Origin of the sequence: Bacillus proteolyticus (genome assembly GCF_001884065.1) — a bacterium.
Classification (GTDB): domain Bacteria; phylum Bacillota; class Bacilli; order Bacillales; family Bacillaceae_G; genus Bacillus_A; species Bacillus_A proteolyticus.
This window is the reverse complement of record NZ_MACH01000062.1, coordinates 13079-26422: the sequence shown is the minus strand read 5'-3', so window position 1 is coordinate 26422 and position 13344 is coordinate 13079. Positions and strand designations below refer to the sequence as shown.

Sequence of the window (13344 nt, the reverse complement as noted above, 5' to 3'; positions counted from 1 at the left end):
TCACCTCTATCCACTCTTCTTCAATGAACCTTCTTTTTTCTCTTGTTTCATAACGGTTCCTAATTCTTCTTTTGTAAATACACGTAATTTTAAAATCAAAAACATATATGCTAATCCGCCGATGGCTACACCTAACAGCGCTTCAAGCGTCGCAATTCCTCTATGTCCTGTATCAATTACTAATCCAGACATTCGCAACACACGCATAAAGATTAATAATACAAATCCCATACCAATACCACTAATAACTACACCTAACATATTCCGCTTATCAATAAGCGGCTCTGATACAGCTCGCATAAGTAACACACTATTTAGCAAGGCAATTACAATAAGCGCAACTAAAGTTGCAATTGCAGCTCCCTTCACACCAAAATAAGGCATTAATATATAGTTTAAAGCTAGCTTCAAACAACCTCCAAATAAAACGAATATTGCTGGTTTTAATATTTGTCCCAACCCTTGCAAAATAGAAGCAGTTGTAATTGACAATGAGCTAAATAAAATAGATAAAGATAAAATCGATAACACATCTGACCCATCACTATTCTCAAATAACATAATATTTGTAGGCTGAATAATACAAGTTAATCCGATGGCTGCTGCAAATCCAATAACAAATGTTATTTTCATTGCTAACTTTACCTTTTCTTGAATAAAGGAAAGATCCCCTCTTTCTTTCGCCGCTGTAATAATAGGAATAAGTGACAATGAGAAAGAAGTTGTCACAACGGTACCTAATTGCATAAGCGGGATACTTCTATCATAAACACCTTTTAGTACCTTTGCATTTTCAACTTGCTCTCCCGCGCGAATAAGCAAGGTATAAAAAGAAATAGAATCCGCCATTTGTATAAAAATAAGGACTAAATTACTAACACAAATCGCTAATCCCTGCCAAAAAAGGATTCTAATAATCCTTTTTTTATCTCCAACTCTCTTCCAACTTTTAAAGAAAATAGACCGGAAATCATGACGCATATAAAGTAAAAGTACGATAATCCCAATAAGCCCACCTGCAATTGAGCCTAGCATAGCACCCGCACCAACTGTATATAAATCAAATCCATGAGCGATAAGGAATAGTGATAAAAATACAATAATAGAAACACGAATCGTTTGTTCAATCACTTGCGAAACAGCCGTCGGCATCATATTATTGAATCCTTGAAAATATCCTCTCGCTACAGATAAAAATGGCATTAGTAGGAATGAAAACGAAATAACACGTAATAATTTATCTAAATGTATATCGCCCATAGCCGATGCAATTGTTTCGGCACCGAAGAACAGTGTGAAAAACCCCACAAATCCGATTTCCAATAAAAACCAAAAAGATACACAAATAATTTCTTCCGCTTCTTTTTGTTTTCCTTGTTCTAATCTTTCTGCGACCATTTTTGAAATAATAATAGGAAACCCATAAGTAGCTAAAATTAAACAAAATCCATAAAACGGATAAATTTGTTGGTAAATATAAAAACCAATATCACCCGCTATATTTTGATATGGAATACGGTAAAAAGCGCTTAATACTTTCGTAACAAAACTTGCGATTGTTAATATAATAGCCCCACGCCAAAAGGCTTGATACTTCTTCGCTTCCATACAAGAAAACTCCTTTTTCTATTCTCACCCCTCGTATTATATCACAAAGAAAAACTGGCTCTCCTTCATATTCCTTACATCCACTGACTTCTTTCAACAACAAAAATATTCAATGAAAAAAGGTAGCAAAGAGCTACCTTCGTTCAATATACTTATATCTCCAAATAGTTAATTTCTCAAATAGAAATATCATAATTAGGAAAGATTGCTACTTATAGAAATTACACTTCACTACTGCTCCATTTGTTTCGCTAAAAAGCTTGCAGCTGTATTTACTGACTTATGCTCTACTTCACTTATAATAGCCTCTTTAGAGAAGATAACAACAGCTCCAATTGGATCCCCATTCGCAACAATTGGGCCAATTGTATAAGAAGTAACCTTTTCTGTTACTCCATCAATAATTGAAATTTCGCTTTCATCTGTCATAATTACAGACTTACGCTCTTCCATTGTCTTCTCAATTAAATCGCCAACACTTTTATTTAAGTATTCTTTTTTAGATATGCCTGCTACTGCGATAATAGAATCACGATCACATACAAGCACATTATGTCCTAAGCTATCGTATAAAGCTTCCGTATATTCTTTTGCAAAATTACCCAGTTCACTAATTGGAGAATATTTTTTCAAAATCACTTCTCCATCGCGATCAACAAATATTTCTAGTGGGTCTCCTTCTCGAATACGTAAAGTTCTACGAATTTCCTTCGGGATTACTACCCTGCCTAAATCATCAATTCGACGTACGATTCCAGTTGCTTTCATTCTAATGCTGCCTCACTTTCTACTGATGATCAAAAGTGGTGAATTTACCTGTTCATGTAAAAATCACCAACTGTTAAACATAGTATTTTACACATTAGTTCTTCTATGCACGTCGAATTGTATTTTTTATCTTAAATTAGGCATTTATTACTTCTTTTTTTACATCTGGTAAGCCTTTTAATAAATTTTCAGCAATTGTTAACCATTTCGATGTCTCTAATCCATTCGTTTTCATCACAATTTTCAATTGTGATCCTTCCATACCAAGACCAATCATACGACCAAAACTATTCCCTAGCATAAATAATTTTCCACCATCGATATTTTGGCTTGCTTGTTCAGAAAACAGGAACGTTACTTCAAATTTATTTTGCTTAATTAACTCAATTTGTTCTTTCATTGCTAACACTTTAATATTTGCGATTTGTAATAAATAACCAACTTCTTGTGGGTAATCACCAAATCTATCTATCATCTCTTCCTGCAGCTCTTCAATATCCTCAATTGCAGAAACACCTCTAAATTGTTTATACATCATAATTTTTTGCTTACTATCTGAAATATACGCATCCGGTAAATATGCATCTACTTCTAAATCAATTTCAACATTAACTGTATTTTCAACTCCGTCTGTTCCCCTGCGCTGTTCAATTGCATCTTTTAGCATTTGAGAATATAGATCAAATCCGACAGAATCAATAAATCCATGTTGTTCTGCCCCTAACAAATTACCCGCACCACGAATTGATAAGTCTCTCATCGCAATTTTGAAACCAGATCCAAGCTCTGTAAACTCTTTAATTGCCTGCAGACGCCTCTCTGCAACTTCCGATAACACTTTATCGCGTTTGTATGCAAAGTATGCATACGCGACGCGATTAGAACGTCCAACACGACCACGAAGCTGATACAACTGTGATAATCCCATACGATCTGCATCAAATACAATTAATGTATTTACATTCGGAATATCTACACCCGTCTCAATAATTGTTGTACTTACAAGAACATCATGCTGCCCCTCTAAAAACGATAGCATAACAGACTCTAATTCACTTTCATTCATTTTCCCGTGTGCGTATGTTACACGAGCGTCTGGAACTAACATCGAAATTTCATCTGCTTTTCTTTCAATATCCTCCACACGGTTATATAAGAAGTAAATTTGACCTCCTCTTGCAAGCTCTCGCTCTATCGCTTCTCGCATTAATGCTGGATTATACTCCACTACATATGTTTGTACTGGGAACCTATTCTCTGGCGGTGTCTCAATTACAGATAAATCACGCACACCAAGCATAGACATATGAAGTGTACGCGGAATCGGAGTTGCCGTTAACGTTAAAACGTCAACATTTGCTTTCAATTGTTTAATTTTTTCTTTATGCGTAACACCGAATCTTTGTTCCTCATCAATAATAAGAAGTCCTAAATCTTTATAGGTAACATCTTTAGATAAAATACGATGTGTTCCGATTACAATATCTACCGTTCCATCTTTTAAACCCTTAATCGTTTCATTTTGTTGTTTCCGCGTACGGAATCTACTTAGTAACCCTATATTAATCGGGTAATCTTGAAAACGCTCTCGAATTGTTTCATAGTGTTGTTGTGCAAGAATGGTTGTCGGTACTAAAATCGCAACTTGTTTTTCATCCATAATTGCTTTAAATGCCGCACGAATGGCTACCTCAGTCTTTCCATACCCTACGTCACCACAAAGAAGCCTATCCATCGGACGTCCACGTTCCATATCTTTCTTAATTTCGTCAATAGAACGTAATTGATCCTCTGTCTCTTGATATGGGAAAGAAGATTCGAATTCTTGTTGTTCTGCCGTATCTGGTGTATATGCATAACCTTTTGAAGCTTCGCGCTCGGCATACAATTTAATTAGGTCATCTGCAATGTCTTGTACAGATTTTTCAACTTTCGTTTTAACCTTCTTCCAATCATTCCCACCTAATTTATAAACTTTCGGATCCTTACCTTCAGATCCTACATATTTTTGCACTTGATCAATTTGTTCAATCGGAACATATAACTTATCATTACCTTGATATTTAATATTTAAATAATCTTTATGAACACCCTTAATCTCTAATGTCTCAATACCTAAAAATTTACCTATACCATGATTTACATGAACTACATAGTCTCCAACTTTTAATTCCGAATAACTTTTAATACGTTCAGCGTTAGATAACTTTTGCTTACGTTGTGATTTTTTAACCTTCTTATGAAAAAGCTCCTTTTCAGTAATAACAACAAGCTTTTGCATCGGCATTTCAAACCCTGCATGTAAATCACCAACAGCAATTTGTAACCTTCCAGGCAATAAAATATCTGTAGCCTCTACAATGTCTGCATCAATATCATAATCACTTAAAATATGTTGTAGTTTTTTTACACGTTCATCATCTGTTCCGAGCACAACGGTCGTAAAATGCCCTTCATTCCATCTATCAATTTCAGTTTTTAACAACTGCATCTGTCCGTGGAAATCTTGCATTGTTTTACATGTCACATTCACAATATTTTGTGGATGTGTATGTGCTATATGGCGCAAGAATAACGTTAAATATACAAAACTTCTTTTTTTATGATGAAGAAACTCCTCAAACGAATGGGAGAAAGATAAATCCTGAATAATTGTTCCTTCACCAAGAAGTGATATATACCATTCCGCTTCTTCTGTTTCGAGATGTGATGCCGTTTCTTGAATACGGGAAATTTCATCTAAAATCACAACACCATCTTCTGGTAAATAATCTATCAGACTAGCAGGTTCTTTATAGAAAATAGATAAATATTTAAACATTTGTTCTATACTTTGCCCGTTTTTCAACATCTCAATTTCATGACTTACCGTCTCAAGTACTGTAGTCTTTAATTTATCATCGGAAAGCTTTTGCATCGTCTTAGTCAAACCTTCTTCAAGATGCTTAATTCCCGATTTCAATTCTTCCTGTGAAAATAAAAACTCTGTTGCTGGACCGAACTTAACACTTTCCTTTTTATCTTGAGAGCGCTGTTCATCCACATCAAACAATCGAATAGAATCGACTTCTGTATCGAAGAATTCAATACGAAATGGTAATTCTTCCGTTAACGGGTAAATATCTAATATTCCTCCGCGTAAACTGAACTCTCCTGGAGCTTCTACCATTGACTTACGCTCGTAGCCAATATGATGTAAAGTATGCAAAAGTGCATCTAAATCAATCTCTTGCCCTAGATTGATTTCAATTTGCCTTTGCTTCCATAATTCTTTTATCGGTAAAAATCTACGTAGTCCTGCAACTGGCGCTACAATAATCCCATTCTCTCCCGCCGCTAAGCGATTTAACACTTCAATACGCTGCGCCTTCAATTCTGGACTTGCAACACCAATTTCTGATGCTATCAATTCATTTACGGGATATAACCACACATCTTTTTCACCAAGTAAAGCCACTAAATCTTCATGTACTTTTTGCGCTTGGTATAAATTGTGCGTCACAATTAGTTGCGATTTTTTTGTTTTTTTATATAAAGCTGCCATTAATAATGAACGAGAAGATGTAGCCATACCCGATATAAGTTGCTCTTTCAACCCATCTTCTAACCCATTAATAACCGATTGTATCTCTTCATTTTTATAAAACTGCTCTAATAAACCTATCATTATCAAAACTCCTCTCAACATAAAGAGCAAGTTACTATATTTTATGCAAATATTTTGGAAAAAGAAAACAGAAAAATGCTTTGGACATGCCAAAGCGATAACATTTTATTGCAGAAATTTTTCATATTCATAATACTCAGGATAAGATGCGAGCGTTTCTTGACACGATTCACAAATTGTTTTTATATATATATTTCCATTCTCATGAAAATGAATCATATCCACTACTTCTTGCTCTGTTAGTTGAAGCAAAACGTCGCTATATACTTTTTCTACGGTAACGGAGCCTACATTACTCTCGCAATGTCTGCAGTAATAATACCCTTCCATACTAGCCTCCTAAATATCCAGTTACTACTAGTATGGGTTAAAGCAAAATAAAATATTCCAGATTATACGCTTAACTATTAAAAGTATTCATAATTTGGAGAAAAGGTTTATTTAACCACTCTTCACATGCATCTGCTGTCTTTTCAATGGATTGATTAACACCAGGAAGTTCTTCAGACGTAAAACGCCCTAATACATAATCCACTACTTTCATCCCATTTTTCGGACGATCGATTCCCATGCGGATACGTTGAAATTCTTGTGTTCCTAAATGTGAAATTGTTGATTTCACACCATTATGTCCACCTGCACTTCCTTTCATGCGAAGGCGTAATTTACCTACAGGAATATCTAAATCATCATACATGACGATGAAGTCCTCGACATCAATTTTATAATAATCCATAAGTGGACGGATACTTTCCCCAGATAAATTCATATATGTAAGTGGCTTTAATAAGATTACCTTTTCCCCATTAACAAAGCCTGCACCAAATAACCCTTTGAATTTTTGTTCATTCAAAGAAATATTCCAACGCTTGGCAAGTTCATCAATCGCCATAAACCCAATATTATGCCTTGTTAATTCATATTCTCTACCTGGGTTCCCAAGTCCTACTATTAATTTCATTCTTGTACCACTACTTTCTTTTTTCGATACGAAAAGACGTAACCAATCTTGGTTACGTCTCATTCTATCCAATTAATTGAATAATACACTTACCGATTCTTCTTCGTATACACGAATGATTGCTTCTCCGATTAATGGAGCCACTGAAAGTTCATGTACTTTATCAATTTTCTTTTCTTCTGGTAATACGATAGAGTTCGTTACAACTAACTCTTTAATATTCGAATTTTGAATACGCTCAATTGCTGGACCAGATAATACTGGATGTGTACAGCAAGCATATACTTCAGAAGCACCGTTCTCAACAAGAGCGTTTGCCGCTAATGTAATTGTACCAGCTGTATCAATGATGTCATCAATTAAAATTGCTGTTTTGCCTTCGATGTTACCGATAATGTTCATTACTTCCGATACATTCGGACGAGGACGACGCTTATCAATAATAGCGATTGGCGCTTTTAGACGGTCTGCCATTTTTCTAGCACGAGTTACACCACCGTGATCAGGAGATACGATTACGATATCTTTAAGACCTTTTGTTTCAAAGTAATCTGAAAGAATCGGTACACCCATTAAATGGTCGATTGGGATATCAAAGAATCCTTGAATTTGTGGAGCATGTAAATCTAGAGTGATTACACGAGTTGCACCTGCTGTTTCAAGCAAGTTTGCTACAAGTTTAGATGTAATTGGTTCACGAGAACGCGCTTTACGGTCTTGACGCGCATAACCATAGTAAGGAATAACAATATTAATTGTTTTTGCAGATGCACGTTTTAACGCATCAATCATAATAAGTAATTCCATGATATGTTCGTTTACTGGGAAGCTTGTAGATTGAATAATGAATACATCGCAACCACGAATACTTTCTTCAATGTTAATTTGAACTTCTCCATCACTAAAACGATCAACAGAACATTTTCCTAGTCCTACTCCAATATGCTTTGCGATTTGCTCAGCAAGTTCCTTATTAGAGTTTAAAGAGAATACTTTCAAATTAGAATTTAGATATTGAGTCGACATCTAGATTAACCCTCCACATTATGATTTTTTCTTATTCAGCAATTGATCAACATAGTCTTCTTTGTTAACTTGACGTGCACGTGCTACTGATAATGCTTTTGATGGAACATTCTCTGTAATTGTAGAGCCCGCTGCCACATAAGCACCATCTTCAACTGTTACAGGAGCAACAAGATTTGAATTACATCCAATAAATACCCCGTTACCAATCACAGTTTTAAATTTATTCTTTCCGTCGTAGTTCACCGTAATTGAACCGCAACCAAGATTCACGTCTTCTCCAATTTGTGCATCCCCGATATAACTTAAGTGTGAAGCTTTACTTCTATTACCAAAAACAGTTTTTTTGATTTCTACGAAGTTTCCAACGCGCACTTCATCTCCAATAACTGAATCTGGGCGAATATGTGCAAATGGACCAACTGATACTTCCGTACCAAGTTTGCTGTCATGTACAGTAGATTGACGAATTACCGTACGCTCTCCAATTTCACTATCGCGAATTACTGTATGTGGTCCAATTTCACAATCAGAACCAATTACAGTGTTACCCTCAATAATTGTTCCTGGGTGAAGAACTGTATCGCTGCCAATAATTGCATCAGCAGAAATGTATGTGTTACTTGGATCAATAATTGTAACACCATTTACCATGTTCTTTCGGTTAATACGGTTTTTCATAATAATTTCCGCTTGCGATAGAGCGACTCTGTCGTTAACACCTAACGTTTCATCGAAGTGCTCTGTTTGATAAGCTGATACAATATGACCTTCATTTTTTAAAATTTCAATAACATCCGGAAGGTAATATTCACCCTGTACATTATCATTTGAAACTTTAGAAAGTGAAGCAAATAGAGCTTTATTATCAAAACAATACGTACCTGTATTGATTTCTTTAATAGCTAATTCTTTTTCATTTGCATCCTTATGCTCAACAATCTTTTCAACATGACCATTCTCATTACGAACGATACGGCCATATCCAGCAGGCTCTTCTATGTACGCTGTTAGTACCGTTGCCATTGCTCCCGCTTCTTCGTGTTGCTGAAGCAACGCTTCCATCGTTTCAGCAGTTATTAGAGGTGTATCACCACAAATAACTAAAGTTGTTCCTTCTTCATTTGCAAGTACATTTGCAGCTTGATCGACAGCATGTGCTGTACCAAGTTGTTCTGCTTGTAATGCAAACTCACTTACGTTTCCTAGCTGTTCTTGTACCATTTCAGCACCATGTCCAACGACTGTTACAAGTTTCTGCATCCCTAATTGAGATACTTGATCGACCACATGTTGTACCATTGGTTTTCCACATACAGGATGTAGCACTTTGTATAGCTTGGACTTCATACGTGTGCCTTTACCTGCAGCTAGAATCACTGCAAATCTGTTTGACATATAGACCCTCCATCGCAACCTATTTATCCATTAACGATATTATCCTAAATCATCATATATTTCAAGAAACACATTATAACTATTAAATTTTACCATAATTCTTATACGATGTTTTACTCTTTAGTATCTTTTTTAAGAAATAAGCTATACTATTTTAAATGATTTTGAAAAAATTAGAAGTTTTTTACCCTTATTTTTCAAAATATGAATTTTTATAATTAGAAACAAGTATTATTCCAAAAAAAAAAACAAACTCCTGTAAATGCTTACAGGAGTTTGCTACAAAATTATAAGACTTTCTTTCGAAAGCCCTTTTCATTCGAATTTTACGAAGCGCCTGCTTCTTCAAACTCAACCTCTTCTAACTCGCCTAAACGATGATACTCTGTTAAAACCGCATCTTGAATTTTAGAGCGTGTACCAGAATTAATCGGATGTGCAATGTCACGGAATTCTCCATCTGGAGTACGTTTACTTGGCATTGCTACAAATAATCCATTATTACCATCAATTACACGAATATCATGAACAACAAATTCATGGTCTAGAGTAATAGAGGCAATTGCTCTCATGCGGCCTTCTGTGTTTACGCGGCGTAATCTTACGTCAGTCACTTCCATCTTGTGTTCACCACCCTTTTCTAAATAAGCGATATATTTGTATAAATTCCACAAAATTTCTATTTTCCCTTTAATTTTTTAAAAATTTTTAAGATAAAAATTTTTATTGTAGTTGAATATAGAGATTAGTAGAGGTTATCGCTTACAAAGGGTTACTTAACTAGGGCGATTACTTCGATTTCAACAGAAACATCTTTCGGTAATTTTGCTACTTGTACACAAGAACGTGCTGGTTTATGAGTAGAGAAATAAGAACCGTATACTTCATTAACCGCATTAAAATCATCCATATCCTTTAAGAATACCGTTGTTTTTACCACTGTATCAAATGAAGCGCCAGCTTCTGCTAATACTGCTTGTAAATTTTCAAATACTCGCTCTGTTTGTACTGTTACATCCCCCGTTACGAGTTCTCCACTTGCCGTTAACGGGATTTGTCCCGAACTATAGAACATATTATTTACAATAATCCCTTGTGAATATGGTCCGATTGCTTGTGGTGCTTTGCTTGTTTGAACAACTTTCATACTTTTCACCCTTTTATTATTTATTTTTACTCTTTAAAAATAGTGCACGAAAAACAGTTTGTCCACCTATTTTATAATTTATAAATAGAATAAAAAAAGATAAAGCTATCTGCTTTACCCTTTTTACTCAGCCTCTACAATTCCTTCATTAAATGGCGCAAGCGAATAATTCCCCTTCTCCACTTGAATCGCTTTTTCTTTCACATCAACTTCTGACAGACGAATTAATGATACAAAGTTATTAATAAGTCTTTCTTCGATATCCGTAGATTCTACTAATACGCCAATTCCAACAACGTTAGCTTTAAACTCTTCTAGCATGCTCATCATACCTTGAATGGTTCCGCCAGCTTTCATAAAATCATCAATAATTAAAACATTAGATCCTTCTGGAAGGCTACGCTTTGCTAAAGTCATCGTTTGGATTCGCTTAGAGGAACCTGATACATAGTTAATACTAACAGTGGGTCCTTCTGTTACCTTATTATCTTTTCTAGCAATTACCACCGGTACATCTAAGTAATTCGCCACTGCATAAGCAAGTGGAATTCCTTTCGTCGCTACGGTCATAACTGCATCAATTGGTTGTCTAGCAAAAACGGAAGCAAATAAACGCCCCGCACCATTAATCTGGCGAGGATTACTTAAAAGATCCGTCATATATAAGTAACCGCCAGGCAAAATGCGATCTGGATTTTCAAATAAGCTACAAAGCTCATTAATAATCAGATTTGCCTCTTCTTCACTTATATAGGGAATATATTTCACTCCTCCTGCTGCTCCTGGTATCGTTTGCAATGTGCCGACCCCTTGTTGTTCAAACGTTTGCTTAATAATAACTAAATCTTCACTAATGGATGATTTAGCCGATTGATACCTTTCAGCAAAAAAAGTGAGAGAAACTAGCTGACGAGGATTTTGTAGCAAATAATAAGTCATATCGACCAATCTTGTACTTCGTCTAATTTTCATACTCTCACCTCAAATCACGAATATTCTAAACAAATCATAACGTATTATACGTCTTTATTCAAGCGTTTCTCGCTCTCCTAATAAACGTACCGCATATACTTGTTCGCAAAATCCTTTTAATCCGTTATATATACGATGCATTCGCGAATCATGGTGTACAAGACCAAATACAGTTGGGCCACTTCCACTCATTAATACAGCATCCGCACCGAATCGTTTCATCTGCGCCTTAATACGCGCAACTTCAGGATGCATCGCAAATGTCACATCTTCTAAAACGTTACCAACAGTATCACAAATTCCTTTATAGTCCCCGCCATTAATGACTTCAACCATTTTATCTACATTTGGATGTGTAACACAATTCAATTTTAAATTTCCATATACGTCAGCAGTCGATACACCAATGTGAGGCTTTGCTAAAATAACCCAACAAGAAGGTGGAGTCTTTATGTGTTCAATTTTTTCTCCTCTTCCAGTGGCGATCGCAGTTCCGCCGTATACACAAAACGATACATCTGACCCAATTTCTGCGCCAAGCTCTGCTAACTCATCGATTGTAATCCCTAAATTCCATAACTTATTAAGGCCACGTAATGTCGCTGCTGCATCACTACTTCCACCTGCTAATCCAGCGGCTACTGGAATCGTTTTTTCAATAGTAATAGATACACCTTTTTTCACATTAAACTTCTCTTTTAATAATTTCGCTGCTTGATAAGCTAAGTTGCGTTGGTCGTCTGGGACATACCGATTATGGGACAAAATTTCAATACGGTCTTCTGCTAATTCCGTTAGCTCTAAACGATCTGCTAAATCAATTGTTGTCATAATCATTTTCACTTCATGATATCCGTCTTGTCTTTTTCCCAGTACATCTAACGACAGATTAATCTTTGCTGGCGCTTTCACTAGTAGCTTCAATCTATTCACCCACTCTATGTACTCAATCTTTTATCGTTTATTTTACCATAAATTTATAGTAAGACGATGACACTTCCCTAATTATAACGAAAAGCATTCAGAATGAAACTACTTATATCAAATGATGGCACCTTTTAGCGTGCAAAAAGCCGAGGAATCTCTCCTCGGCTACCGTAGCATAGAAAGTATCTTACAACTACTGGTTTCGTTTCATTAATTGCTGTTCCGCAATTTCTATAGCACGTTTCACCATATTACCAGCATCTTTCGCACGAATTCCGCCCCATCCTTCTTTCTGAACAACATCATAAAAGCCAAGCTCTTTTGCAAGCTCTTCTTTAAATTGATTTGACATGACTCCTCTTCGTCTACTCAATGCAGAGTCCCTCCTTATTTTGCTACGGTATAATTAGTATGCAAAATAATATAGCTTTTCATTTGTGGGAATATATGTAACAAATAACACATTAATTATAAAATGCTTCATTATGGGGTTCATCGTAAAATGTTAACTCTACTGTCTCTGTTAAAACATCTGCATAACTATACGATACACGTTGCAACGCGTCTTCTTGTTGGTCTAATTGTACAACAAAGACCGAACGATACGTTTCTGCAAGTACACCCGATTGCTCCACAGTTTTTCTTCTTCCACTATTCGCCTTTAACATCAGTCGCTGTCCAAGATGGTGATCTAATTCGTTTTTAATATCATCTAAACGTTTTGACATATCCCTTGCTACACCTCGCTGTAATTTAGATTGAACACTTAAAACACGATATATCTATCCCAATTATTAACCGCAATTTACAGACAATATCATTATAAAAACATCATGCGTTTGAATAGATAGAAGAAATACTATATTGTAC

At 35.6% G+C, this 13344-nt stretch carries 13 protein-coding genes; all 13 read right to left on the bottom strand.

Annotated features, from left to right (window positions below; genetic code table 11):
- Positions 1–6: 6 nt before the first annotated feature.
- Positions 7–1608 (bottom strand): putative polysaccharide biosynthesis protein, encoded by a 1602-nt coding sequence (locus tag BAQ49_RS09740; RefSeq protein WP_071745158.1) that lies wholly within the window; start codon positions 1606–1608, stop codon positions 7–9.
- Between the two features lie 231 nt (positions 1609–1839).
- Complete coding sequence (spoVT, locus tag BAQ49_RS09735; RefSeq protein ID WP_071745157.1) at positions 1840–2376, bottom strand: stage V sporulation protein T; 537 nt, start codon at positions 2374–2376, stop codon at positions 1840–1842.
- 136 nt (positions 2377–2512) lie between these two features.
- On the bottom strand, positions 2513–6043 hold the full coding sequence (gene mfd / locus BAQ49_RS09730) for a transcription-repair coupling factor (protein WP_071745156.1): 3531 nt from the start codon (positions 6041–6043) through the stop codon (positions 2513–2515).
- Positions 6044–6148: 105 nt separating this feature from the next.
- On the bottom strand, positions 6149–6373 hold the full coding sequence (locus BAQ49_RS09725; protein WP_000399437.1) for an anti-sigma-F factor Fin: 225 nt from the start codon (positions 6371–6373) through the stop codon (positions 6149–6151).
- A 70-nt stretch (positions 6374–6443) separates the two neighbouring features.
- Positions 6444–7004: an aminoacyl-tRNA hydrolase gene (gene pth / locus BAQ49_RS09720; RefSeq protein WP_000767700.1), complete on the bottom strand. Its 561-nt coding sequence runs from the start codon at positions 7002–7004 to the stop codon at positions 6444–6446.
- Positions 7005–7076: 72 nt separating this feature from the next.
- Entirely contained in the window at positions 7077–8030 is a 954-nt protein-coding gene (locus BAQ49_RS09715; RefSeq protein WP_000107420.1) for a ribose-phosphate diphosphokinase, read from the bottom strand.
- An 18-nt stretch (positions 8031–8048) separates the two neighbouring features.
- A complete protein-coding gene (glmU, locus tag BAQ49_RS09710) occupies positions 8049–9428 on the bottom strand; it encodes a bifunctional UDP-N-acetylglucosamine diphosphorylase/glucosamine-1-phosphate N-acetyltransferase GlmU (RefSeq protein WP_000071044.1) in 1380 nt (459 codons plus the stop codon).
- Positions 9429–9754: 326 nt separating this feature from the next.
- Positions 9755–10048: a septation regulator SpoVG gene (gene spoVG, locus BAQ49_RS09705; RefSeq protein WP_000454041.1), complete on the bottom strand. Its 294-nt coding sequence runs from the start codon at positions 10046–10048 to the stop codon at positions 9755–9757.
- 152 nt (positions 10049–10200) lie between these two features.
- Positions 10201–10575 carry a RidA family protein gene (locus BAQ49_RS09700; RefSeq protein WP_071745154.1) on the bottom strand — a complete coding sequence of 125 codons (375 nt, stop codon included), beginning with the start codon at positions 10573–10575 and terminating at the stop codon, positions 10201–10203.
- 123 nt (positions 10576–10698) lie between these two features.
- A complete protein-coding gene (purR, locus tag BAQ49_RS09695) occupies positions 10699–11547 on the bottom strand; it encodes a pur operon repressor (protein ID WP_071745153.1) in 849 nt (282 codons plus the stop codon).
- 54 nt (positions 11548–11601) lie between these two features.
- Positions 11602–12471, bottom strand: coding sequence for a 4-(cytidine 5'-diphospho)-2-C-methyl-D-erythritol kinase (gene ispE, locus BAQ49_RS09690; RefSeq protein ID WP_000772102.1), 870 nt, complete (start codon positions 12469–12471; stop codon positions 11602–11604).
- Positions 12472–12667: 196 nt separating this feature from the next.
- A complete protein-coding gene (gene sspF / locus BAQ49_RS09685; RefSeq protein ID WP_002094215.1) occupies positions 12668–12847 on the bottom strand; it encodes an acid-soluble spore protein SspF in 180 nt (59 codons plus the stop codon).
- Positions 12848–12938: 91 nt separating this feature from the next.
- Positions 12939–13202, bottom strand: coding sequence for a biofilm formation stimulator Veg (veg, locus tag BAQ49_RS09680; protein WP_000044339.1), 264 nt, complete (start codon positions 13200–13202; stop codon positions 12939–12941).
- Positions 13203–13344: the final 142 nt, after the last annotated feature.